The 23,006-nt window shown below is 66.1% G+C and carries 22 protein-coding genes; 3 read left to right on the top strand and 19 right to left on the bottom strand.

Translation table 11 applies throughout. From position 1 onward, the window contains the following. Positions 1-7 precede the first annotated feature (7 nt). The 3 genes from ACE3OU_RS08575 to ACE3OU_RS08565 all read left to right on the top strand — a co-directional run bounded on the left by ACE3OU_RS08575 (position 8) and on the right by ACE3OU_RS08565 (position 2,586). A complete protein-coding gene (locus tag ACE3OU_RS08575; RefSeq protein ID WP_374241135.1) occupies positions 8-658 on the top strand; it encodes a DUF484 family protein in 651 nt (216 codons plus the stop codon). A gap of 102 nt (positions 659-760) precedes the next feature. Then, positions 761-1,945 carry a class I SAM-dependent rRNA methyltransferase gene (locus tag ACE3OU_RS08570; protein WP_374241134.1) on the top strand — a complete coding sequence of 395 codons (1,185 nt, stop codon included), beginning with the start codon at positions 761-763 and terminating at the stop codon, positions 1,943-1,945. A 119-nt stretch (positions 1,946-2,064) separates the two neighbouring features. Continuing rightward, positions 2,065-2,586, top strand: a complete 522-nt coding sequence (locus ACE3OU_RS08565) for a hypothetical protein (protein ID WP_374241133.1) — start codon at positions 2,065-2,067, stop codon at positions 2,584-2,586. Positions 2,587-2,622: 36 nt separating this feature from the next. Here ACE3OU_RS08565 and ACE3OU_RS08560 read toward each other — a convergent pair whose 3' ends face one another. The 19 genes from ACE3OU_RS08560 to ACE3OU_RS08470 all read right to left on the bottom strand — a co-directional run bounded on the left by ACE3OU_RS08560 (position 2,623) and on the right by ACE3OU_RS08470 (position 22,980). Then, positions 2,623-3,369 carry a polysaccharide deacetylase family protein gene (locus ACE3OU_RS08560; protein ID WP_374241132.1) on the bottom strand — a complete coding sequence of 249 codons (747 nt, stop codon included), beginning with the start codon at positions 3,367-3,369 and terminating at the stop codon, positions 2,623-2,625. Further along, positions 3,366-4,439, bottom strand: coding sequence for a glycosyltransferase (locus ACE3OU_RS08555; RefSeq protein WP_374241131.1), 1,074 nt, complete (start codon positions 4,437-4,439; stop codon positions 3,366-3,368). The genes ACE3OU_RS08560 and ACE3OU_RS08555 overlap by 4 nt, the downstream gene beginning before the upstream one ends. Beyond that, the gene (locus ACE3OU_RS08550) at positions 4,436-5,518 is read right to left on the bottom strand and encodes a glycosyltransferase (protein ID WP_374241130.1); all 1,083 of its coding nucleotides are present in this window, start codon (positions 5,516-5,518) and stop codon (positions 4,436-4,438) included. The genes ACE3OU_RS08555 and ACE3OU_RS08550 overlap by 4 nt, the downstream gene beginning before the upstream one ends. Further along, entirely contained in the window at positions 5,515-6,561 is a 1,047-nt protein-coding gene (locus tag ACE3OU_RS08545) for a glycosyltransferase family 9 protein (RefSeq protein WP_374241129.1), read from the bottom strand. The genes ACE3OU_RS08550 and ACE3OU_RS08545 overlap by 4 nt, the downstream gene beginning before the upstream one ends. Before the next feature lie 20 nt (positions 6,562-6,581). Further along, on the bottom strand, positions 6,582-7,640 hold the full coding sequence (gene pseI / locus ACE3OU_RS08540) for a pseudaminic acid synthase (protein WP_374241127.1): 1,059 nt from the start codon (positions 7,638-7,640) through the stop codon (positions 6,582-6,584). Further along, entirely contained in the window at positions 7,637-9,223 is a 1,587-nt protein-coding gene (gene pseG / locus ACE3OU_RS08535) for a UDP-2,4-diacetamido-2,4,6-trideoxy-beta-L-altropyranose hydrolase (RefSeq protein ID WP_374241126.1), read from the bottom strand. Before pseG ends, pseI begins: the two co-directional genes overlap by 4 nt. After that, positions 9,220-9,927, bottom strand: coding sequence for a pseudaminic acid cytidylyltransferase (gene pseF, locus ACE3OU_RS08530; RefSeq protein WP_374241125.1), 708 nt, complete (start codon positions 9,925-9,927; stop codon positions 9,220-9,222). Before pseF ends, pseG begins: the two co-directional genes overlap by 4 nt. Further along, complete coding sequence (gene pseC, locus ACE3OU_RS08525) at positions 9,924-11,072, bottom strand: UDP-4-amino-4,6-dideoxy-N-acetyl-beta-L-altrosamine transaminase (RefSeq protein WP_374241124.1); 1,149 nt, start codon at positions 11,070-11,072, stop codon at positions 9,924-9,926. Before pseC ends, pseF begins: the two co-directional genes overlap by 4 nt. 2 nt (positions 11,073-11,074) lie before the next feature. Beyond that, positions 11,075-12,073, bottom strand: a complete 999-nt coding sequence (pseB, locus tag ACE3OU_RS08520; RefSeq protein ID WP_374241123.1) for a UDP-N-acetylglucosamine 4,6-dehydratase (inverting) — start codon at positions 12,071-12,073, stop codon at positions 11,075-11,077. A gap of 122 nt (positions 12,074-12,195) precedes the next feature. Then, entirely contained in the window at positions 12,196-13,224 is a 1,029-nt protein-coding gene (locus ACE3OU_RS08515) for a polysialyltransferase family glycosyltransferase (protein WP_374241122.1), read from the bottom strand. Further along, complete coding sequence (locus ACE3OU_RS08510) at positions 13,221-14,504, bottom strand: O-antigen ligase family protein (RefSeq protein WP_374241121.1); 1,284 nt, start codon at positions 14,502-14,504, stop codon at positions 13,221-13,223. Before ACE3OU_RS08510 ends, ACE3OU_RS08515 begins: the two co-directional genes overlap by 4 nt. Continuing rightward, the gene (locus ACE3OU_RS08505) at positions 14,501-15,196 is read right to left on the bottom strand and encodes a cytidylyltransferase domain-containing protein (protein ID WP_374241120.1); all 696 of its coding nucleotides are present in this window, start codon (positions 15,194-15,196) and stop codon (positions 14,501-14,503) included. The genes ACE3OU_RS08510 and ACE3OU_RS08505 overlap by 4 nt, the downstream gene beginning before the upstream one ends. Further along, positions 15,193-16,245, bottom strand: coding sequence for a nucleotidyltransferase family protein (locus ACE3OU_RS08500; protein ID WP_374241119.1), 1,053 nt, complete (start codon positions 16,243-16,245; stop codon positions 15,193-15,195). Before ACE3OU_RS08500 ends, ACE3OU_RS08505 begins: the two co-directional genes overlap by 4 nt. A gap of 200 nt (positions 16,246-16,445) precedes the next feature. Then, positions 16,446-17,501, bottom strand: coding sequence for an N-acetylneuraminate synthase (gene neuB / locus ACE3OU_RS08495; protein ID WP_374241118.1), 1,056 nt, complete (start codon positions 17,499-17,501; stop codon positions 16,446-16,448). Position 17,502: 1 nt separating this feature from the next. Continuing rightward, positions 17,503-18,735, bottom strand: coding sequence for a UDP-N-acetylglucosamine 2-epimerase (neuC, locus tag ACE3OU_RS08490; protein ID WP_374241117.1), 1,233 nt, complete (start codon positions 18,733-18,735; stop codon positions 17,503-17,505). After that, a complete protein-coding gene (locus ACE3OU_RS08485; protein ID WP_374241116.1) occupies positions 18,720-19,748 on the bottom strand; it encodes a hypothetical protein in 1,029 nt (342 codons plus the stop codon). The genes neuC and ACE3OU_RS08485 overlap by 16 nt, the downstream gene beginning before the upstream one ends. Positions 19,749-19,821: 73 nt before the next feature. Beyond that, positions 19,822-20,829 carry a GNAT family N-acetyltransferase gene (locus ACE3OU_RS08480; RefSeq protein ID WP_374241115.1) on the bottom strand — a complete coding sequence of 336 codons (1,008 nt, stop codon included), beginning with the start codon at positions 20,827-20,829 and terminating at the stop codon, positions 19,822-19,824. A 5-nt stretch (positions 20,830-20,834) separates the two neighbouring features. Next, positions 20,835-21,986, bottom strand: a complete 1,152-nt coding sequence (locus ACE3OU_RS08475) for a LegC family aminotransferase (protein WP_374241114.1) — start codon at positions 21,984-21,986, stop codon at positions 20,835-20,837. Between the two features lie 13 nt (positions 21,987-21,999). Next, entirely contained in the window at positions 22,000-22,980 is a 981-nt protein-coding gene (locus ACE3OU_RS08470; RefSeq protein ID WP_374241113.1) for an NAD-dependent 4,6-dehydratase LegB, read from the bottom strand. Positions 22,981-23,006: the final 26 nt, after the last annotated feature.

Here is a 23,006-nt window from a genome sequence, read left to right as displayed (position 1 = left end):
CACCGCCATGAAAGCTTCCGACATCATCCGCTTCCTGCGGGCCAACCCGGCATTCTTCGACGACAACTCGGCCCTGCTGACCGAGCTGACGGTAACCCACCCCCACACCGGCCAGGCCATCTCCCTCACCGAGCGGCAGCTGATCGCGATGCGCGAGCGGATCGCCCAGCTCGAAGGCAAGTTCGCCGAACTTCTCGAATTCGGCGAGGAAAACGACGCCATCGGCGACAAGATCCACCGCCTGTGCGTCTCACTCCTCGAAGCCGCGGATTTCGAGGCCATCCGCCGGGCGATCTACATCCACCTGCAGGAAGACTTCGCCGTCCCCCACGTGACCTTCCGGGTCTGGAACAGCGCCCGGTCGCGGGGCGGGTCCGAGTTCCTGCCGGTGGGCGACGAAGTCCGCTACTTCACCGGCGACATGGTCCAGCCCTACTGCGGCGCCCCGGTGGTGCACGAGGCCAACCTGTGGTTCGGCCCGGCCTCCCGGCTGATCCGCTCCGTCGCCCTGGTGCCGCTGCGCCGCGACGACACGACCTTCGGCCTGCTGGCCCTGGGCAGCGAAGACCCGGAGCGCTTCTACCCCGAGATGGGCACCCTCTACGTTAACCGCATCGGCGAGATGATCTCCGCCGCCCTCGTCCGCGACCTGGGCTGAACCGCCCCCGGCACGACCGGCCCGCGCACCCTCGCGGCGGCGCCGGCCGTCGCGCCGCCCCGCGGCGCCCCCTTCCCCACCCCCAACTTTCCACTCCCCATCATGGCCGACCTGATTCTCAAACCTGGCAAAGAGCGCTCCGTCATCCGTCGTCACCCCTGGATCTTCGCCGGCTCGGTCGAGCGCCTCGAAGGCCGCGCGCGGCCGGGCGACACCGTGCTGGTGAAGGACGCCGACGGCAAGGCGCTGGCGCGGGCGGCCTGGTCACCCGAATCGCAGATCCGCGCGCGGGTGTGGACCTTCGACTGCGACCAGTCGGTGGATCACGCCTTCATCAAGCGCGCCGTGGCGGCCTCGGTGGCACGCCGGGCGTCCCACCCGTGGCTGGCGAAACAGGACGGGGTGCGCCTGATCCACGGCGAATCCGACGGCCTGCCCGGCGTCATCGCCGACCGCTTCGGCCCCGTGGTGGTGGTCCAGCTGACCAGCGCCGGCGCCGAGAAATGGCGCGACGCCATCGTCGCCGGGCTGATCCAGGCCACCGGCTGCAGCGCCGTGTATGAGCGTTCGGATTCCGACGTGCGCCGCCTCGAAGGCCTCGGCCCCCAGAGCGGCATCGTGTACGGCGAGTTGCCCGACGTGCTCACCATCGTCGAGAACGGCGTGCGCATGGAGGTGGATGTGGTGGGCGGCCACAAGACCGGCTTCTACCTCGACCAGCGCGACAACCGCCTGCTCACCGGCCAGCTCGCCGCCGGGCGCGAGGTGCTCAACTGCTTCTGCTACACCGGCGGCTTCTCGCTGCAGGCCCTCGCCGGCGGCGCGAAGCACGTGGTGTCGATCGATTCGTCCGGCCCGGCGCTGGCCACCGCGGCGCGCAACGTGGCGCTCAACCCTCAGCTCGACGCCAGCCGCGCCGAGTGGCGCGAGGACGACGTGTTCCAGGCCCTGCGCAGCCTCAAGGCGGAGGGCCGCAAGTTCGACCTGATCATCCTCGACCCGCCCAAGTTCGCGCCCTCGGCAGCCCACGCCGACCGGGCCCCCCGCGCCTACAAGGACATCAACCTGCTGGGCTTCCGCCTGCTCAACCCGGGCGGCATCCTGATGACCTATTCATGCTCCGGCGGCATCGGCCTCGAGCTGTTCCAGAAGATCGTCGCCGGCGCGGCGGCCGACGTGGGCGTGGAGGCACGCATCTTGCACCGGCTGTCCGCCGCCCCCGACCATCCGATCGGTCTGGCGGTGCCGGAAGGTGAATACTTGAAGGGGCTGGCCTGTCAAGTGTGACAAACTCCCGGGGGCGGGTGCTTTTGTCCTAACACATGCCAAAAGGCTGTGTATGCTCCATATGAATGGTTAATTAATGTTACCAAATAATCACTTTGGGCATTCATACGGAGATGAAAATGAACAGCTTTCTGCCCCCTTCCATGGCCATGTCGGGCATCGCCAGCCCGGCCAGCCGCGCCGCTGAAATCGAGGCGCCCGGCGAGAGCCGCGTCGCCGCGCTGCTCCTGGCGCGCTACAACCTGCGCTACCTGGTGCGGCTCTATTCGGCCTTCGACGGCGACCTGCTGCTGCCCATCGTGCTCGGCGAGGTCGGCCTCTACAACGTCGGCGGCTTTGGCTTCGACGAGAACGCCCTGGCCGCGCTGCGCTGCTACGGCGACGCCTTCGACCGCCTGCCGCTGCGCCCCTGCAACGCCTTCTCGATCAGCTCGTCCACCGGCATCCCCCGCGAGACGGTGCGCCGCAAGGTCAGCCACCTGATCCACAACGGCTGGATCAGCCGCGATGCCAAGGGCGGCCTCACCATCACCGCCAAGGCCGCCGCGCTGTGCCTGCAGCCCTTCGATGACGAGAACCTGCCCGACTTCATCGCCACCGCCGACCGGGTGCGTACGGTGATGATGCGGGCTGCCGCCTGAATCTGCACGCCGGGAGTACCCGGCATGGGTACGAACTCAAGCGCCGCGATGGATCTGCGGGTGCTTGGCGATGTTCTTGGCCAGCAGCTTCCAGGCCACCCCGAACACGTCGTCGCCCCGCGACACCGCCTTGCGCGGCAGGGCCAGCAGATCGTCGGCCGGCGTCGCCGCGGCCCGCACGCAGGTGGTGCCGGTGACATAGCCCGCCGCAGCGGCCGCCTCGACGGCCCGGAGGTCGTGGCTGCCATAGGGATAGCAGAAGTGCTCGACCGGGCGGCCGAGGAGGTCTTCGAGGGCGTGCTTGCTGCCCGTGAGCTCGGCGCGGATGCGGGCCTCGTCCAGCCCGGCGAGGCGCGGATGGCTGACCGAGTGGGAGCCGATCGTGAAGCCCATGGCCTGGATCTCGCGCAGCTGGGCGGCGCTCATCAGCGGCGCCGGCTCGGGGCCGACCCCTGCATCCCAGCTGGAAGTGGCGCCGATCAGGCCGCTCACCGCGTACACGGTGGCCGGGTAGCCGTGGGCCTGGAGCACCGGCGCGGCGTTGTCGAGGAAATCCACGTAGGCGTCGTCGAAGGTCAGCACCAGCGGGCGCGCCGGCAGGGGCTTGTCGCCCCGCAGCCCGGCGGCGGCCTCGTCGAGGCTGACCACGCTGTAGCCGAGCAGGCGCAGCAGGCGCATCTGGGCCTTGAAGCGCGGCAGGTGGCAGTACAGCGCGCCATGGGCCTTGACCCGCCCCGGGAAATGCCCGACCCGGTGGTACATCAGGATCTGCACGCGCGTCATCGGTGGCCTCCGCAGGCTTCACGGTAGACCGCCACGGTCTTGTCGAACATCGCGTCCTCCAGAAAGCCGGCCTCGAAGCGCTGGCGGGCGCGGGCGCCGCAGCGGGCGCGCAGGGCCGCGTCGGCGAGCAGCGGGGCGAGGGCCCCGGCCAGCGCCGGCGGGTCGTCGGGCACCACCAGGAAGCCGCTGGCGCCCTCCTCCACCACCTCGGCGATACCGCCGACGCGGGTGGCGACGATGGGCAGCCCACAGGCCGAGGCCTCGAGCAGGGTGAGCGACAGGGCCTCGCGGCGGGACGGGGCGAGCAGCACGTCGGAGGCGGCCATCAGGGCCGGTACGTCCTCGCGCAGCCCCAAAAAGCGCACCCGCCCGGCGATGCCGAGCTCCTGCGCCAGCGCCTGCATCTGCGGGCCGAGATCGCCGTGGTGATCGCCGGCGACGAGCAGGGTCCAGGGCTGGTCGGTGAGGCGGGCCAGCGCCCGCAGCGCGGTGTCGTGGCCCTTTGCCGGGACGATGCGGGCCGCCATCAGCAGGCAGGGTTCGTCGGCGTCGAGGCCGAGGCTGCGCCGGGTAGCCTCGCGGGTGCCGGCGGGCAGGCGCGCGGCGATGTCGGCGATGCCGTGATGGACCATGCGGGTGCGCCCGGCGTCATAGCCCTGGCGCACCAGAAAATCCGCCACCGCCTGGGACACCGCGATGATCCGGTCGGCACGGCCGAAGTGCTTGCCGGCGTTGTCGGAGTGGGCCGTGGCCACATTAGGCAGGCCCGCCAGCCTGGCGGCCAGGCCGGTGTACCAGGCCCCGCGGGTGAGGTGGCCGTGGATCAGGTCGGCGCCGACGCGGCGGGCGTAGAGGGCCAGGCGGACGATGGAGGGCAGGTCGTAGAGCCCGGTGAGGGGCAGGTCGATGCCGCCGAAGCCCTCGGCCCGCAGCTGCTGGCCGAGCCAGCCCTTCATCGGGCCGGCGTAGAGCGCCTCGTGGCCGCGGGCGCGCAGGCCCTTCATGAGCTGCAGCGCGTGGCGCTCGGCCCCGCCGCTCTTGAGGCTGTGGAGCACGGTGACGATCTTCATCGCCCGAGCACCTGGCGATAGATGCGCAGGTTGCCGTCCACCATCGCGTCGATGGAGAACTCGGCGAGGATGCGTGCCCTTCCGGCCGCGCCGTAGCGGGCCCTCAGCGCGGGGTCGCCAGCGAGGCGGTCGATGGCGGCGCCAAGGGCAGCGACATCCCCCGGCGGGCACAGGATGCCGGTGACGCCGTCCTGCACCGCCTCCGGCAGGCCGCCGGCCCGGCTGGTGACGATGGGCACCGCGGCGGCCGAGGCCTGCAGCAGCGACACCCCGAGGCCCTCCATGTCGGCCGGGTGGACCAGCAGGTCGAGCCCGCCGAGCCAGCGCGGCAGGTCGTGGCGGAAGCCGGTGAAATGCACCGCGCCGGCCAGGCCGGCCGCCTCGACCTCGGCCCGCAGCTCGGCCTCGAGGGGCCCCTGGCCGAAGATCAGCACCTTCAGCCGCGGGTGGCAGGCGAGCAGCGCCGGCAGCGCGGCGAGCAGGTAGCGGTGCCCCTTGCGCGGGATCAGCTGGGCCACCACGCCGGCCACCAGGGCGTCGGCCGGCAGCCCGAACTCGGCGCAGAAGGCGGCACGATCGACCGGCGCCAGATAGGGCGTCGCGTCCACCGCGCTGCGCACGCAGCTCACCCTGTCCGCCGCCAGCCCCTCGGACAGCAGCACCTGGCGGATGCCCTCGGAGATGGTGATCACGTGATCGTACAGCCGGTACTTGATGGCGACCGCGAGGCGCGACTCGGGGTTGTCCACCCGCCGCGACAGCACGCAGGGCACGCCCGCCAGCTTCGCGGCGAGGCCGCCCCAGGTGTCGGCGCCGCGGCGGCTGTGGAGATGCACGAGGTCGGGCCGTTCGGCGCGGATCAGGCTGGCCAGCCGGGACACCATGCCGAGGTCGCCGTCGCCGCCCATCTTCATCGCCACCACCCGGGTGCCGGCCGGCTGCTGGCGGGCCATTTCGCTGCCCGCCGGGCAGGCCAGCAGGTTGGTGACGCCGTGGGCCGCCAGGCCTTCGACGATATAGAGCACCTGGCGGGCGCCGCCGTAGAGGTGCTTGCCCGCTTCGACGTGGAGGATCTTCATGCGCCCTCCCCGGCCGCCAGCATGGCCCGGGCCCGCTCCAGCACCATCGCCGGGGTGATGTCGCGCAGGCAGGTGAACTTGCCCCCGCAGGTGGGCCGGCGCCGGCAGGGCGAGCATTCGAGGCCCAGCCAGATCACGCGCCCGGTGGGCCGGCCGGTGTTTTGATAGGGGCAGGTGGAGCCGAAGATCGCCACCGTCGGCCGCGCCAGCGCGGTGCCCATGTGGGTGAGGCCGGTGTCGACGCCGATGAGCAGCGCCGAATGGGCGATGGCGGCGACGGCCTCGGGCAGCCGGGTCTGGCCGGCCAGATTGACGATGCGCGGGTCGGCGGCGGCGATGCGGGCCGCCGCCTCGCCATCGGCCGGGCCGCCGAGGATCACCGGGATCAGCCCGGTGGCGTCGATGAGCTGTGGCGCGAGGGCCTGCCAGGCGTCCTCGAACCAGTGCTTCTGGGGCCGCGTGGTGAAGGGCGCGAACACCGCGTAGCCGCCGGGGGCGAGGCCGTGGGCGGCGAGCTTGGCGAGCACACCGGCCTCGGCCGGCGGCGAGACCTTGAGGGTGGGCAGGAAGTCGCCCGCGTCGAAGCCGAGCTGCTCGGCGAGGTATTTGTATTCGGAGCCGATGCGCGCCTGCTCGCCGCCGCGGGGGATCACCTCGCTCATCAGCAGCTGGCTGCCCTCCTTGGAGCCCAGCCCGACCCGCCGCGGCGCACCGGACAGCCACGTGAGGAAGCCGCTCTTCAGCAGCCCCTGCAGGTCGAGGGCGATGTCGAAGCGGCGGGCGTGGAGCTCGCGGCGCAACGTACGCACGCGGCGCAGCAGCGCCAGCCGCTGGCCGGACTTCCACAGCTTGACCCACTCGGCCTTCGACCAGGTGATGACCTCGTCGATGTCCGGGTCGGCCAGCAGCAGCTCGTGGATGCCCGGCTCCACCAGCCAGGCGATGTGGGCGTCGGGGTGGGCGCGGCGGATCGCCCCCGGCAGCGCGGAGGCGAACACCACGTCGCCGATGGCGGAAGTGCGGACGATGAGGATGCGCGTCACGGGAGCCTGGGAGATACGGGTCAGATCAGCAGATCCCACGACAGGGGCGTGCCGCGCCGGACGTCGCGCTTGACCGGCTTGCCCATCACCATGTCGATGAACTTGGGCGGCAGGCCCAGGCCGGGGCGGATCGCCCGGACTGACCCCGCGTCGAGGCATTCGCCGGCCTTGAGGTCGCGGGCGATGTACAGGGAGCGGCGGAAGACCTTGGATTTTTCCTCCTGGGCCGAGGCCGCGCCGTAGGTGACGCGGCCGAGGGACTGCCAGGCGCGCTCGGACTCGACGACCAGCGCCGCCATCTCGGCGGGCTCCATCGAGAAGGCGGAATCCACGCCACCGTCGGCGCGAGCCAGCGTGAAGTGCTTTTCGATCACCGTCGCCCCGAGGGCCACGCTGGCGACCGACACGCCGGTGCCCATGGTGTGGTCGGACAGGCCGACCTCGGTGCCGAACAGCTCGCGCAGGTGCGGGATGGTACGGATGTTGGTGTTCTCGGGGGTCGCGGGGTAGGTGCTGGTGCACTTGAGCAGGATCAGCTCGCGGCAGCCGGCGGCGCGGGCCGTGCGCACCGTCTCGTCGAGCTCGGCCACCGAGGCCATGCCGGTGGAGATGATCATCGGCTTACCGGTGGCGGCGACCTTGCGGATCAGCGGCAGATCGGTGTTCTCGAAGGAGGCGATCTTGTAGCAAGGCACGTCGAGGCTCTCGAGGAAGTCCACCGCGCTCTCGTCGAAGGGCGTGCTGAAGGCCAGCATGCCGAGCTCGTTGGCCCGGTCGAAGATCGGCTTGTGCCACTCCCAGGGCGTGTAGGCCTGCTGGTAGAGCTTGTGCAGCGAGGCGCCCTTCCAGAGGCTGTTGGGATCTTCGATGTAGAACTCGCCCTCCTCGATGTCGAGGGTCATCGTGTCGGCGGTGTAGGTCTGCAGCTTGAGGGCGTGGGCGCCCGATTTGGCCGCGGCCTCCACGATGGCCAGCGCCCGCTCGAGGGACTGGTTGTGGTTGCCGGACATCTCGGCGATGACGAAGGGGGGGTGATCGAGGCCGACCTGGCGGTTGCCGATGGTGATCGAGACGTTCATCGGGTGATCCTTTTCTCGTAATGGGTCGGGAGGCAGGTGTAGCCGTTCTTGAGGAAGAGCTTCCGGGAGGCCACGTTGTCGCCGAGGACCACGGCGATCAGACGGGTGACCCCCGGCAGGCTGGCGCGCAGCCACGCCTCCTGCGCCCGCAGCAGCGCCGTGCCGTTGTCACGGCCCCGGGCCTCCGGCGCCAGGTAGATGGAGACTTCGCCGGCATCGCCCTCCACGTCGAGGCGCACCACCCCCACCGGCTTGCCTTCCCGGCAACCGATCATAAGGTGGCGGTTAGGAGAGGCGATCACGTCGCGCAGCCAGCGTGCGTGGCTGTCGGGAGCGATGATGTCCTGGGTGCGCGAGTATAGGCGCACGTCGGGCTGATTGCGCCAGGCGAGCAGAACCCCGGCGTCGTCCTGGCGGGCGGCGCGCAGGCGCACCCCTTCGAACTCGAAGGCTTCGTCGCCGGCGAGGAAATCGTCGAGGGACGGGCCCTCGGACGCCATCACCGCCAGGGCGGCGGCCGACATCGCCCGGCAGCGAGCCGGGTCGGCGGCGAGGCGGTCGAAGGCCGCGCCGATCTCCGCGACGCCCACGGCGTCGGCCCGCCCGAGGCTCTCCACCGCGCCGGCGTCGACCAGGCCCCGGGTCGGCGCCTCCTGGTTCTGCGCGAAGATCGCCACGATGGCCGGCAGGCCCAGCAGGCAGCGCTCCCAGCTGGCGGTGCCGCAGGCGCCGAAGGCGAGGTCCGCGGCGGCCATCAGCGCGGCCATGTTGCCGGGCTGCACGTGCAGGCGGACGTGGTGGATGGCGGCACAGCGCTCCCGCAGCGCCTCGATGTGGGGGTTGATCGCACCGACGACCACGTCCGCCTCGAGCCCCGGGCCGAGGCGCGGCGCGAGGGCGTCGAGGGTGAGGCCGGTGAAGTTGTCGGGATCGCCGCCGCCATAGAACACGAAGACGCGGCGGATGCCCCCGTCGCGCTGGCGCAGGCTGGCCCGGGCCGCCTGGAACTCGGGCCGCAGCAGCGCGTGGCCCGGCCCGAAGAAGCTGCGGCAGGCGGCCGGCAGCAGGCCCTGGTAGCGGCGGGCCGGGTCGGCGATGAAGTTCTGGTCGAGGAGCGCGTCGCAGTCGTGGGGGCGGTCGGCCAGATCGTCGATGACGCAGATCAGGCGGGCATGGGGGCGCAGCAGGGCCTCCCAGCGGCGGTCGATCGCGTAGTGGTCGATGACCAGCACGTCGGTGCCGCCCCAGGCTTCGATGGCGGCGGCCGTCTGGGCCGCGTCGTCTTCCCGGTGGGCGCCGAGCCAGGCGGCGTGGGCCGGGCCGGCCGCAGTGTCGGCCGGGCGCGGGGCGGGGGGCAGCATGGCGACGCTGCAGCCGAAACCGACAATCTCGTCGCGGTAGGCCTGCGGCAGCGTGCGGGCGATGAAGCGGACCTCGCCCCCCCGCTCGCGCAGGCGCCGGGCCAGGGTCAGGCAGCGCATGACGTGGCCGATGCCGATGGCGGTGGAAGCGTCCGCGCGGAACGCGTAACGGCGCGGAGCGGCGGCGGACGGGCTGACGCAGGTGGAGTCGGTGAGGCTCATGCGTGGCCGCTGGCGCTTTCTTCCTGGATCACGCGGAACATGAGTTCGGCCCGGCGCCAGTCCTCGAAGGTGTCGATGTCCTGGACCAGATGGCGGGGCAGCACGACGGGCACCGAGGCCGGGGAGAAGACGACTTCGTCGCCCAGGAAGGCCTCGGCGGTCCCCCAGTAGAACTGGCCGGCGTCGTGGAAGGCCTCCTCGAGGTCCTGCGAGCGGCGGAAGATGTTCTCGGGCCAGATCGCCTCGACGGAACCTTCGGCATTGATGCGGACGGCCCGCTGGATCGGGAAGGGGAAACTGGTGACGCTGAAGGCGTAACCGCGGCCACGGGCCAGCAGGCTGGCGAGGCCTTCCCGCAGGTAGCCGGCCTGCACGAAGGGGGCGGTGGCGTAGATGCAGCAGGCGTGGCTGGCCGGCGTGCCCTGGTCGGCCAGCCAGCGCAGGGCATGCTTGACGACCGCGTTGGTGCCGGTGTGGTCGTCGGAGAGCTCGGGCGGACGCACGAAGGGCGTCTCGGCGCCCCATTCACGGGCCACGGCGGCGATCTCGGGGTCGTCGGTGGACACGATCACACGGTCGAAGCAGCCGCTGTCGAGGGCGGCGGCGATGGAGTGGGCAATGATCGGCTTGCCGGCGAACGGGCGGATGTTCTTGCGCGGGATGCGCTTGCTGCCGCCCCGGGCCGGAATGATCGCGACCTTCATCCGAGCACCCTGGCGAGGGCGGCGACGACCTCGTCCTGCTGGGCCGGCGTGAGGGTCGGGAACATCGGCAGCGAGATGGCGCCGGCGTAGTAGCGCTCCGCCTCGGGGAAGTCGCCCGGGCGGAAGCCGAGGCGGTGGTAGTGGGGCTGGGTGTGCACCGGGATGTAATGCACGTTCACGCCGATGCCGGCCGCGCGCAGGGCCTCGAAGACCTCCCGCCGGCGCGCGGCATCGTGCAGGCGGATCGGGTAGAGGTGCAGCGCCGAGCGGCTGTCCGGGTGCTGCCACGGGGTGGTCAGCGGCAGGCCGGCGAGGGCCGCGTCGTAGCGGGCGGCGATGGCGTGGCGGCGGGCGACGTAATCGTCGAGGCGCGCCAGCTGCGAACGGCCGAGGGCCGCCTGCAGGTCGGTGATGCGGTAGTTGTAGCCGAGCTCGACCTGCTGGTAATACCACGGGCCCTCGCTGTCCCAGGCCATGGCGGCCGGGTCGCGGGTGATGCCGTGGCTGCGCAGGCGCTCCATGCGCTCGGCCAGGGCCGGGTCGTTGGTCATCGCCATGCCGCCTTCGGCGGTGGTGATGATCTTGACCGGGTGGAAGCTGAAGATCGTGATGTCGCTGTAGCGGCAGTTGCCGACCGGCTCGCCGAGGTAGGTCGCCCCCACCGCGTGGGAGGCGTCCTCGATGATGCGGAAGCCGTACTGCTGGCCGAGGGCATGGATCGCGCGCATCTCGCAGCTCTGGCCGGCAAAATGCACCGGGATCACCACCCTGGGCAGGCGGTTTTCGGCGGCGGCAGCGGCAAGCTTGGCTTCCAGCGCGGCAACCGACATGTTGTAGGTGGCCGGGTCGGTATCGACGAAATCCACCTCGGCGCCGCAGTAGAGCCCGCAGTTGGCCGACGCGACGAAGGTGTTGGGGCTGGTCCACAGGCGGTCGCCCGGCCCCAGGCCGAGGGCCAGGCAGGCCACGTGCAGCGCCGAGGTGGCGCTGTTCATCGCGACGCCGCGGGCGGCCCCGCAGTAAGCGGCCAGGGCCTGCTCGAAGCCCGGCACGGCCGGGCCCTGGGTGAGGAAGTCGGAGCGCAGCACCGCCTCGACGGCGGCGATGTCCTCGGGGGTGATGTCCTGCCGGCCGTAGGGGATCATGCTCAGATGTTTCCGATCTTGTGCTGGTTGGCGGCGATCCAGGCCTGCAGCGCGGCCACGCTCATCCACTCGGGGTTGTTGTCGCTGGCGTACTCGAAGCCCTCGGGCACCTTCCTGCCGTCCTTGATGCGCTCGGTGGTGGTGTCCCAGTTGTGGATCGCCGGCAGGATCTTGTAGTGCTCGGGGTATTCGTAGGTGTAGAAGGAGTCCTCCGGGCTGATCATCTGCTCGTGGAGCTTCTCGCCCGGGCGGATGCCGACGAACTCGACCCTGGCGTCGGGCGCGACGGCCCTGGCGAGCTCGGTGACCTTCATCGAGGGGATCTTCTTCACGTAGATCTCGCCGCCGACCATGTCGTCGAAGGCATGCCACACCAGCTCGACGCCCTGCTCCAGGGAAATCATGAAGCGCGTCATGCGCTCGTCGGTCACCGGCAGCACGCCCTTGTCGCGAATCGACATGAAGAAGGGGATCACCGAGCCGCGGGAGCCCATCACGTTGCCGTAGCGCACCACCGCGAAGCGGGTGTCGTGGCCGCCGGCGTAGGAGTTGCCGGCCACGAAGAGCTTGTCGGAGGCGAGCTTGGTGGCGCCGTAGAGGTTCACCGGGCTGCTGGCCTTGTCGGTGGACAGGGCCACGACGCGCTTGATGCCCTTGTCGATGCAGGCATCGATGAGGTTCATCGCGCCGTTGATGTTGGTCTTGACGCACTCGAAGGGGTTGTATTCGGCGGTCGGGACGATCTTGGTGGCGGCGGCATGCACCACGTAGTCGACGCCGTCGAGCGCGCGGTAGAGGCGCTCGCGGTCGCGCACGTCGCCGATGAAGAAGCGCACCCGCGGATCACCCTGGAACTTCTTGGCCATCTCCCACTGCTTCATCTCGTCCCGGGAATAGATGATCAGGCGCTTCGGGTTGTATTTCGCCAGGGTCATCGGGACGAAGGTGTTGCCGAACGAGCCTGTTCCGCCGGTGATGAGGATGGATTTGTTGGTGAGCATGAAGAAGTATCGAAAAGTGGGGAGACGAACCGCAGGCCGCGCCAGGCCAAATTTTCGGTCAGAAACGGGGGCGAGGAAAGGGGCTTGCAACCGCGGCGCTAATGCCGCGCCCCAGCCGGGCTTCAAAGCTGCTGGATGCCCAGACTGTTCATCAGACGAATGGCCGTTTCGCGCTGGTCCGGGTTCTTGAAATGAACCTTGTCGTTGCCGAAGGATACCACCGGCACCTCCGGCCCATAAATCTGGCGGGCCAGGTAGAGGGCCGTCGAATTGATGCCGATCACCGCCCGGTAGGGGTGGGCCGCCATGTGGCTCTCGAGGGGTTCGGTGATCTCGAGGAGTTCGGCGCCGGGCACCCGCATCTCGTGGGCATGGTCGCGGGGGTGGGCCTTGTACATGACCCGCTCGATTCCGCGGGCCTTCAGCCAGTCGACGATCCGGGCGCAGATCGCGTCGTGCTCGGCCTGGGTCAGGGCGCCGATGCTGACGAGGGGCTGGCCGACGATCAGCGCGGTGTCGCTGGTGGCTCCGCCCTCCCCGCCCGCCAGCGGCGGCAGGCTGACCACCTTCTCGGGCGGGTAGTCGTGGGGAAAGCCGGCCAGGGTGTAGATGCGGTCCACGAAGGGCGCCTCGGAGCCGATCCGGTCGCCGCCGAAGCACCAGTAGTCCAGCTGCGGCGAGATCAGCCGGCGCAGCTTGCGCAGGTACTGGGCGGCCCGTCGGGCAGGGTTGAGGGGGTGGCGGGCGACGTTCATCAGCCCGTCCGGCAGGATGCGGGCGTGCATGGTGCCGGCGCCGCAGCGCCTCGGCAGGGCGCGCAGGAAGTAGTTGATGGCCTCGGTGTCGAACACCGGGCTGTGGATCAGCAGGGTGTCGCAGGGCCCCACGACGGCGGCCACGTCGCGGATGTTGGCGAGCAGCCGGCGGTGGCGCCCGAGCGGGCCCGGCAGCGGGTCGAAGCGCGGCCACGGCGCGTAGGCGACGGCATCCCAGTCGGCCTCGCGGACGAACTGCCGGGCGCCCGGGCGGTAGGGCACCACGATGCAGCGGCTGCCGGCCTCGAAGTGGCGGGCCACCACCCGCGCGGCCAGGTAGTGCAGCGGCGAGGCGACGAAGAAGAGGGCCACCGTGCGCCGGGGAGTGACGGTCATGATCCGGGCTCCGCGTCTGCGGGCCGCCCGTCGGCCCAGGCATAACCGTAGGCGATGCCGCCGAACAGGACGACGAATTGCCAGCCCTGCTGGAAGAACAGGATGGCGTTGGTGAAGTTGAGGGCGACGAAAATCGCAAAGCCGGCGACCAGCAGCTCGAACAGTCCGCGCGGCAGGCGGCCGGCGGCGCGGGCGCGGAGGGCGACCTGCCACACCCGCAGCGTCGCCACGAGATAGAAGGCCACGCCGATCAGGCCGGTGCGCAGCAGCAGCTCCACGTAGCCGCTGTGGTACTGGTTGAAGACGGCCAGGAAGGCGCGGGACGGATCGCTGCGCAACAGGTGGGTGACGCTGGGGCCGAGCCCGGTGACGGGGCGCTGCACCCAGTAGTCCCAGGCCAGGTGCCACATGTGGAAGCGCAGGCCGGTGGCGGTGTCGCGGGGGACCCCGCCCCAGTCGCCGGCAGCGATCGCGCTCCAGGTGCCGGCGTCCTTCTGCAGCTCCCCGAAAATCCGGCCGGCGTAGGTCGTCATCAGGACGGCAAAGGCGACGGTCAGCGTCAGCCCCACCAGGATCGTGCTGCGGCGCCCCCCCACCAGACGCCCGAGCACGATCGCGGCACATGCCAGCGGCAGGGCCACCAGGGACGTCCGCGAGGCGGCGGCGACCCAGGCGTAGAGCAGCGCAGCGAGGGCGAGCAGGCACAGCCCGGCGGCCACCAGCCGGCGCGCACCGCGCAGGAGCGGGCTGTCGAACAGGGTGAACAGCAGGACCAGGCAGCCGACCGCGCCCACGTCGATGAACAGCACGGCGAGGTTGCGCCCGACGCCGAGGGCGACGCCGTCGTAGTGATCCGGTGGGCCGACGCCGGTCACGACATCCCGCGCCAGGCGGTACAGCAACCCAAAGAGGGCGACCAGAAGGGTCAGCAGGATCAAGCGGTTATTGCCTCGGGTAGCCAAGGCAACGAGGGGAATGAAGGCGAAGCTCCAGACTTCGGGGAGCGAAGAAAACTGGGATTTGCCGACGGCCGGGAAGAGCCAGGCGCCCCACACGGCGAGCGCGAGGGCAACGACCAGCCACAGCATCGACAGGTGGACGAAGCGGTCACGCAGGAGATGGCGTTCGCCACAGGCGCATCGGCTCAAGAAGGCCACCAACAGAATGCCCAACCCGATGTTGGCCGGGGCCAGCCCCCCCACATAGCCGAAAGCAAAGGTGAGCAGGCCCAGCCGGCTGAAGTACTCCCACAAACGGGGCAGGAGAGGGGCTACGATCATCTGATCTCTCGCGACAGGCTGGCTTCCGCCAGCGCCCAGTCCTCCGGGCTGTCGATGTCGATGGCCTCGCGCGGATCGTCCATCATCAGCGGCCGGGTGTCCGGGGTCAGGAAGCGGCGCTCCTGCCGCAGGCGGGCCGGAGCGATCAGATAGAAGGCGCCGTTCAGGGCCCAGGCGGGCTCCAGATCCTGGGAGCGGCGGCCAATGGCATCCCAACCGAGGAAGGGCTCCATGCCGTCGGAGGTGGTGCGGAAGCACCAGGCCGGGTGGCTCGGCGCCGCGCTGACCCCGACAACCGGCTGGCGGCCATGGTTTTCGGCGAACAGTGCCACGCCGCGGCGGATGGTGTCGGCCGTCCGGAAGGGCGAGGTGGGCTGGAGCAGCAGCAGGCCGTCCACCGGGCCATGGCCGGCCTCGTAAAGGTCGAGCGCGTGGAGGGCGACATCGACGCTGCCGGCGGTATCGGTGGCCAGCGCCGCCGGGCGCAGGCCGGGCACGTCGGCGCCATGCTCGCGTGCCACCGCGGCGATGGCTTCATCGTCGGTGGACACCACGATGGCGGCGCACACGCTGCTGTCGCGGGCGGCGTGGAGGGTCCATGCGATCAGCGGCAAGCCGCCCAGTTCCTTGATGTTCTTGCCCGGAAGGCGCTTGGAGCCGCCGCGGGCCGGGATCAGGGTGAGGATTTTCACTTGAGGAAGGTTCCGAATTCCACCTGGGCGCGCTTGAAGTCCTCCATTCGCCCGATGTCCAGCCAGTATTCGTGGACCGGGAACATGGTCACGTCGCGCCCCTCGGCAATGGCCTGTTCGAGCAGGGTCGGCATGTCCACCCGAGTGCCGGGGGCGACGCGCTTCACCAGCTCGGGGGACAGCACATACACACCGGCATTGACGAAGAACTTGTAGACCGGCTTCTCCACCATCGACCGTATCAGATGGCCTTCGCTCTGGATCACCCCGTAGGGCACCTGGTACTCGAACTCCCGCACGCACATGGTGGCGATGCCCTGGTGCTCGTCGTGGAAGGCCAGCAGATCGCGGTAGTTGAGGGTGGTGAGCAGATCCCCATTCATCATGAGCATCGGCTCGTTGATTTCGTCGTGGGGCAGCAGGCCAAGCGCGCCGCCAGTGCCGAGCGGGGTCTCCTCGTGGGTGTAGTGGATACTGACCCCCCAGCGCTTACCGTCGCCGAAGTAATCGCGGACCATCTCGGGCAGGTAGTGGGTTGAGATGAAGAAGCGGTGGAAGCCGGCCTGGATGAAACTTTCGAGGATCAGTTCGAGGATTGGCTTGTCGCCGACCTTGAGGAGCGGCTTGGGACAGTCGTTGGTCAGCGGGTGCAGGCGGGTACCGAAGCCACCCGCCATCAGGAACACCGGGTTGCTGAGCAGGCGCTTGTCGAGCAGGCCATGGAGGGTTTCCAGCCCGACCACCTGGTTGTCGTCATTCACCACCGGCAACTGCAGCAACTGGGTGCTTTCCATCACGGCCAGCACACGCTCGCGGCTCCAGTCCCGCTGGGCGACCTGAGGGGTGGCGCACATCACCTGACTGACCGGAATATCGAGGGGCTGGTGGCGTAGCAGGGCCCGGCGTACGTCGCCGTCAGTCAGCGTGCCGAGCAGGCAACGCTCTTCATCCACCACAAGAGCGATTCGCAGACCACCGTTATCCATTGCCGCAATCGCGCTCTCCAGCGAAGCGGTCGGTTCAACGAGCGTTTTCTTCCAGTATTTCATACATCAGTATCCAGCAATGTTCAGGTTTTCATAGTCTGGCTTTGCAGCAAACCCTCCTCAGCAGATGCCATTTGCTTCGCATTTAAGATCTTAAATAAAATCGAAGTCGGCCGCTGCCGCCGGACTGAGACTGACATCTTCGAAAGTCGGCTTTTCCAAATTTAGCTCCTATTGCGCGTCTTTGGACTTAATGAGCAGACTCAGTGAGTATCGTCTGCGTGTTGTTGCGTAGGTGAGATGTGTTCACCAAGGCAGGACCACGTGAAAGGAAAATCTTCGGCAAGACTGACGTTCAGGCGTCGCCCGATCAGATACTCCGCTTCATCGACATAAATACCCTCATTAGCGCGCTTGAAACTGAGGTGATCCCAGTCGATGACGGTTCCTTGGAGTAACTCGTGGGCCGCTACTATGCGGCGGCGCACAAGGGGCTTGATTTTTTCCTCACTCGGATTGGGCCACTTGACCCCGTTTCCTAGCGCTTGCTCGATCGCCCGGAGTTGCCGCACCATTTCACCAAACTCAGCAGGTTCTAGTGAGGCGCGGTGATCTGGCCCCTCCATCTCCTTGTCGAGGGTCAGGTGCTTCTCGATCAGTTCAGCGCCCAGTGCGACTGCTGCAACAGGAACCTCGCAACCCTCCGTGTGATCAGAATAACCAACCCGGACATTAAAAGCGCACTTAAGGGTTTGCATCGCCCGCAGATTCACTTCTGCAGGAGGACAGGGATAATTGGTTGTGCAATGCAAAAGCACCAGCGGATGGTTGTTTATCGTACGGATCAGCCGGACAGCCCTCTCGACTTCGCCGAGGTTAGACATGCCAGTAGATAGAATGAGGGGCTTCTGCTTGGCCGCAATCTTGCGCAAAAAGGGCAAGTTCGTTACCTCGCCTGAACCGATCTTGACCCATGGCAAATCCAGCTCACCAGCCAGAAAATCCAGACTTTCCTCATCATCCGGAGTTGACAGGAAATCGATCCCAATCGAATCGGCATAGGCCTTAAGATCAGCAAAATCGCGGTAACTGAGCTCGAGCGCCTTGACCATCTGAAACTGTGTGTCATCTGAATTTAGATTTTCCTTCTGGTATGCAGCCATGCCAGTGTTGCGGGTCAGAATCTTCTCGGTCTTGAAGGTCTGAAATTTGACCGCATCCGCCCCAGCGGCGTGGGCAGCTTCGATCAGTTTCCGCGCGAGCGCAACATCGCCATTATGGTTAACCCCAGCCTCAGCAATGATATAAACGTGTTTCACTTCAGGCCCTTTCTTTAAGAAGGTAATTCCATTGCTCAGGCATCACCCGGGTATCGAATTTCTTGATGCGCAGACGCTCTCGCGGCAGAGCAGTTAGGGCATATTCTAGCGCATCCACAATCCGCAACGAGTTCTTACCATCACGGTAAGGGTCATAGGGATTAAGGCACGTGCGAGCATGCTGCTGGAAATCGGCGGTCAGGGCTCGCTCTACAGCAGTGCGGATTTCAATAGCCGAATAAGAAACATGCTGCACCGAATCCGCGGCAAGACGATTCTTCTGGCGTTGGCCAATGTTGACTGCTGGCACTCCGAAGGAGGACGCTTCGACAAGACCGCTGGAAGAGTTTCCAACCACGACTTTGGCACGTTGCATCACCGCAAGATAATTCCGATTACCAAAATGGTCGACAAGCGTTGCATTTGCATGTTCGGCGACATAGTGCCGAATTGCTTCCAGCACTGTTTCGGCCCCCTGCTCCACGCCCGGAGCCGTGAATATGATCTGGTAGCGGGGAAATGCAGACAAGGATTTCAATACAGCGCCGATTTGCTCGGAAACCGAGGTCTGGCAATCGAGAGTCGATGGATGGAACGTGACCAGAATGATGTCACGCGAAAAGTCAATGCCAAATTTTTCCCTGACTTCCTCGGGGGACGCGATTTCGCTATCGTGAATTTGATCCAGGCCACACTCACCGACCACGGAGATACGCCAGTCCTCTTCCCCCATCAGGCTAAGGTTTCTCGCGTAATCAGTGGTTGCCGCAAAATGCAGTCCAGCGATCTTCGTATGGGCGTGTCGAACGGAATCGTCAATGACACCCTCAGTGATTTCACCGCCGCTGATGTGCGCCAGAGGAACGCCATGCATGAAGGCTGCGAGAGTGACACCCCAGAGTTCCCAGCGGTCACCGAGAAAAAGCAGCAGATCATAGCGATTTCTCTCCAACCAGCTGGAGACCAGCAATTGGGTATGGGCCAGCGTACTTACCTGCGCGGATGGAGTGGCTGCACCGTCCATGGCATCAAAAGGAACAATCTTGATGTTCGGGCAGGCAGCGAATTCAAATTCAATTTCGTGAATGGTTTCTCCACGCGAGCGCAAGAAATGGGAACCCGCTACCAGCAGGTCGACATTGAAGCGTTCCGCGGCATGGCGAATGACCCGTTTCAACAGGCCAAAATCTGAACGGGCAGTCGTCAGGATCGCGATTTTTATGTTTTTACGCATGACTCGATGATGCTTGCAACGTCGTTCATATCAATTGAATTGTAGCGTGCATCACAGGGAATACTGAGGCAGCGCTCAGACAACGGGCTCGGCGTGGGCAGCGAAGAAGTGTCCCAATGCACGGGGCAGAAGTACTTGCGTGCGGCCAGTTGAGTGCGCACAAAATCCCGCTCTTTTCTGTTACGAAAGAAACAACAAAAGTAAGGTGAAGTGAAGCCGGGCTGACAAGGGGTGACGCAGGCGTCCTTAAGATTGGCAGCCAGAGTCTGCATGTTGTCATTTACTTTCAAAGCAGCAGCGTCGACATCCACCGTAAACAGCAGGCGCCTAGTCAGATAGCTACATTGGTGCGCACCTGGGCTGGATTGGTCGATTACACCCTCGGCAGTCCTCAGCAAATGAAAATTTTCGTCATCGCAAAAATTTTTCTGCGCAGAAAAACCTCTGGAGAGCAGACCTGCCGCACGGAGTGAGAAAAATCTCTCGCGAATGGGCAGCGTGGCCTGGACTAGAGGTTCTAAGCAGCTGGACACAAAGCCTCCGTCCGGAAATGCACCGGATTTGCGGAGGCTGGCGATCAGGTAGTCCGACTCCTGGGCGATCTGCGCCAGCTGCCTGGGATTGAAAAGCATGTGGGTGACATCGGAAATTACCGTTATGCCGGCTTGTCTGGCTCGGGACAAAAGAGGCAAATTGGCTACGCCAAAGTAGTGCATGACTAGCAGGCATGAGGATTTGGCCTTCTGCAGGTCTAATTGACTGCTATCAAGAAGTTCCGGCTCGAGTGGGTAGCTGATAATTACCTTTCCCGCAGCCACGCAGGCTTGGTGAACTGACGCACACACCAAGTCCGGAAGGTAGATGCTCCTGTGCGGCAGGCTAACCAGAAGGGAAAAAAGCGCATCTCGCCCTGTCGAGAAGAAAACCATTTCGCCCGTCGTTTTTTCAAGCATCTCACCCAAGCTGTTTTCAACCCGGGCGGGAGGAGTAAGATAATGTTCGCCACCTATCATGGTCTTGAAGCCTTAATGACGAATAGAATCAAAAGATTAACTCTGGATCGGCCAATCTCGATTACTGCGTTCATCAGAACGCCCGCGCGTCCGCAATAAGAAAAAATCCTGGGTTGGCTAATGGCAAGCGCTCGCGCTCCGCAATATAGCCCACTTCGTCGCAAACCAGCTTGGTACAGCAAAAATCGAAGCGATTACTGGCGAATTTGGCTTTGAAGCGACTCAATCCGTCGCTTTCGTCCAGAGCGTGACCACCGCCAAGATGCAGGGCACTGCAGCCGTTATTACCGTAGCGATAGATCGCCGACGCAATCAGTAGTTCCATACCCTGTTTTTTCATGAGATCTCGCGTGGCCGCGCTCAGGTGATAGTGAGCCCAGCCCGTTCCGTCCATCAGGAAAAACGCACCGGCCATCAATTCACCCGTTTCGTTATTTACGATCTCCGCCAGTTCGCAGCTTGCTCCGAGAGCGCGAGCATGTTCGAAAAAGAAGGCTTCAGAAAAGAGATAGTAATTCGCGGTTTTTTTTTGCCGCATGAGTTCGACATACAGGCGGTAAAAAGCTTCTATTTTGCTGTCCAAGCACGTTGCCAGATCGTGAAACGATACGTGGAGTCCCGCACGCTGCGCATAGTTGACTGACCAACGCAGCTTTTGGGGGAGACTTGCTAGATAGTTGTCGAAGTTCTCGTGGGACCGGAGCGACGCGGCGTAGGTGTGTCGGCTAAGTGAGCAAAGATCGCCAGGCCATGCGATGTGGTTGTTCAGAAAAGGAGTGTGGCGGATAAACAAGGCCAGGATGGAGGCATCTGCCAGAAAAGCTTTCAGTGCGGCAACGTCAGCATCAGACAGACTGAGCGCCCCCAACAGGCCGCCGTATCCATACGCGGAGTAGGCTTCATTCTGCCCATTTCCCAGCTCCCGGACCAGCATCGGGAGGTAACTCGTCAGCCCCCCTGCGGAGCAAGCGAGTACGCGAGCTTCCGTGCGATCGTAGTCTGCAAACAGGTTTTGGTAGGCCCGTCCCATATAGACAGGGACAGTGGCACTGTCGAGGCCGGTTTCCCAGGCGAACTTCATCCGGCTCATGCCAGCGCGTCCGGCAACACGCTGCTGGGCAGGTTGACCACCCTCGCCTCCAGCCACTCGGCGTTGGAGAGGTCACCCTTGCGGCAATGGGCATAGATGGGCAGGCGATTCATCAGGGCCCAGATCGGGCGGGTCATCACGCCCTGATCATTGGTAGCCTTGAGGAGGGCGTCACGCTGTTCGTGGTCAGCACAGATCACCGCGTTGAGCCAGTAATTGGAACGACACCCGGACGGCTCGATAAAAAATTGCAGTTCGCTGCCCGCCAGATGGGCGGCGTAGCGAGCAGCCAGCTCGCGCTTGGTGGCGATGAAACCTTCGAGCTGTTCGAGCTGGGCACAACCGAGGGCCGCATTGAGGTTGGGCAGGCGGTAGTTGTAACCGAGTTCGTCGTGCACGTATTCGTAGGGGTGCGGCCGCTTCGCGGTGGTGGTGAGATGCTTGGCGCGGGCGCCGAGCTCTTCCCCCGCGAGGATCATGCCACCACCACCGGTGGTGATGATCTTGTTGCCGTTGTAGCTGAGGGTGCCGAGGGCGCCGAAGGTACCGGTGTGGCGGCCCTTGTAGAAACTGCCGAGGGATTCGGCGGCATCTTCGACGAGGACCAGCTTCCAGCGGGCGCAGACATCCACCAGCCCGTCCAGGTCGGCCGGGTGGCCGAAGGTGTGCATGGGCACGCAGGCACGGATCACCTGGCCGCTGTCGCGGGTGCGACACAGGCCGTCGGCGCCGACGATGGCGTTGTCGGCGAGCCAGGTCTCCATGGCGCCGGGCGACAGGCCGAGGGTGTGACGGTCCACGTCGATGAAGACAGGCTCGGCGCTGCAGTAGGCGATGGCGTTGCAGGTGGCGACGAAGGTGAGCGACTGGGTGATGACCAGTTCCCCCGGCTCCACGCCGGCCAGCCGCAGGGCGATGTGCAGGGCAGCGGTGCCATTCACCGTCGCGACGGCCCGCGGGCTGCCGGTGTAGGCGGCCACGTCCCGCTCAAAACGGTCTACGTAGGCCCCGACGCTGGAGACGAAGGTGGAATCGAGGGTATCGGTGACATAGTCCCGCTCGTGGCCGGCAAACACCGGTGCGTGGAGCGGAATGAAGCCGTCACTGCGGTACTGCTCGCGGACAAAGCGGATCAGGGCATCGAACATGGGCTCGGGTAGCTCAGACGTTGTAGATGTCGGCCTTGTACTTGGCGAGGTTCTCCGGGCGCGTGAACCATTCGATGGTGGCGGCGAGACCGGCGCGGATGTCGTATTGGGGCTGGAAGCCCGTCAGTTCGCGGATCCTGCTGTTGTCGCACCACAGCCGGAAAACCTCGGACTTGCCGGGGCGCAGGCGCTGCTCGTCGGTGAGGAACTCCACGTCGCTGTTCATCAGTTCGCGGATCAGGTTGAGGGTATCGCCCACCGAGATCTCGAAGTTGGAGCCGATGTTGACTGTTTCGCCGATGGCCTTGTCGCAGCGGGCGAGTTCAAGGAACCCACGGCAGGTGTCGGCAACGTAGTTGAAGTCGCGGGTGGGGGTCACGTCACCGAGCTGGATCTGCCGCATGCCGCTGGCAATCTGGCTGATGATGGTGGGGATCACCGCTCGGGCGGACTGGCGCGGACCATAGGTATTGAAAGGCCGGGCGATGGTGAGCGGCAGGTCGAGGGCGTTGAAGAAGCTCATTGCCATGGCGTCGGCACCGATCTTGGAGGCACTGTACGGCGACTGGGGCTGGAGTGGGTGCTTCTCGTCGATGGGCACATACTGGGCCGTACCGTACACCTCGCTGGTGGAGGTATGGATGACCCGCTTCACACCATTCTCGAGGGCCGCCTGGCAGATGTTGAGGGTACCCTTCACGTTGGTATCCACGTAGCTGTCGGGGGCCACGTACGAGTAAGGGATGGCGATCAGCGCAGCCAGGTGGAAGACGATATCCACATCCTTGGTGATGTGCTTGCAGTAGTGCGAGTCACGCACGTCGCCGTTGAGAACCTCGATCTCCTTGCGGCAGTCCACGTCCTCCAGCCAACCCCAGTAGTTGAAGGAGTTGTACTGGGACAGGGCCTTGACCTTGTAGCCTTCACGAACCAGCAACTCGGTGAGATGGGAGCCGATGAAACCGTCGGCGCCGGTGATCAGGACGTTTTGCATGAGGGGCCTCGCTGGGGATTCGGGGG

Source organism: Zoogloea sp. (assembly GCF_041908905.1).
Lineage (GTDB): Bacteria > Pseudomonadota > Gammaproteobacteria > Burkholderiales > Rhodocyclaceae > Zoogloea.
This window is presented reverse-complemented; position numbering and strand designations above follow the sequence as displayed.

Coding starts and splice junctions, on each gene's coding strand:
- ACE3OU_RS08560 (WP_374241132.1), bottom strand. CDS start 3,369: ATGACGCGCGTGCAGATCCTGATGTACCACCGGGTCGGGCATTTCCCG.
- ACE3OU_RS08480 (WP_374241115.1), bottom strand. CDS start 20,829: ATGAAGTTCGCCTGGGAAACCGGCCTCGACAGTGCCACTGTCCCTGTC.
- ACE3OU_RS08515 (WP_374241122.1), bottom strand. CDS start 13,224: ATGACCGTCACTCCCCGGCGCACGGTGGCCCTCTTCTTCGTCGCCTCG.
- neuC (WP_374241117.1), bottom strand. CDS start 18,735: ATGCGTAAAAACATAAAAATCGCGATCCTGACGACTGCCCGTTCAGAT.
- ACE3OU_RS08550 (WP_374241130.1), bottom strand. CDS start 5,518: ATGAAGATCCTCCACGTCGAAGCGGGCAAGCACCTCTACGGCGGCGCC.
- pseC (WP_374241124.1), bottom strand. CDS start 11,072: ATGATCCCCTACGGCCGGCAGGACATCACCCCCGAGGACATCGCCGCC.
- ACE3OU_RS08475 (WP_374241114.1), bottom strand. CDS start 21,986: ATGTTCGATGCCCTGATCCGCTTTGTCCGCGAGCAGTACCGCAGTGAC.
- pseF (WP_374241125.1), bottom strand. CDS start 9,927: ATGAAGGTCGCGATCATTCCGGCCCGGGGCGGCAGCAAGCGCATCCCG.
- pseB (WP_374241123.1), bottom strand. CDS start 12,073: ATGCTCACCAACAAATCCATCCTCATCACCGGCGGAACAGGCTCGTTC.
- ACE3OU_RS08575 (WP_374241135.1), top strand. CDS start 8: ATGAAAGCTTCCGACATCATCCGCTTCCTGCGGGCCAACCCGGCATTC.
- ACE3OU_RS08555 (WP_374241131.1), bottom strand. CDS start 4,439: ATGAAGATCGTCACCGTGCTCCACAGCCTCAAGAGCGGCGGGGCCGAG.
- ACE3OU_RS08500 (WP_374241119.1), bottom strand. CDS start 16,245: ATGAAATACTGGAAGAAAACGCTCGTTGAACCGACCGCTTCGCTGGAG.
- pseI (WP_374241127.1), bottom strand. CDS start 7,640: ATGAACGTCTCGATCACCATCGGCAACCGCCAGGTCGGCCTCGATCAC.
- ACE3OU_RS08470 (WP_374241113.1), bottom strand. CDS start 22,980: ATGCAAAACGTCCTGATCACCGGCGCCGACGGTTTCATCGGCTCCCAT.
- ACE3OU_RS08565 (WP_374241133.1), top strand. CDS start 2,065: ATGAACAGCTTTCTGCCCCCTTCCATGGCCATGTCGGGCATCGCCAGC.
- ACE3OU_RS08510 (WP_374241121.1), bottom strand. CDS start 14,504: ATGATCGTAGCCCCTCTCCTGCCCCGTTTGTGGGAGTACTTCAGCCGG.
- ACE3OU_RS08485 (WP_374241116.1), bottom strand. CDS start 19,748: ATGATAGGTGGCGAACATTATCTTACTCCTCCCGCCCGGGTTGAAAAC.
- ACE3OU_RS08570 (WP_374241134.1), top strand. CDS start 761: ATGGCCGACCTGATTCTCAAACCTGGCAAAGAGCGCTCCGTCATCCGT.
- pseG (WP_374241126.1), bottom strand. CDS start 9,223: ATGAGCCTCACCGACTCCACCTGCGTCAGCCCGTCCGCCGCCGCTCCG.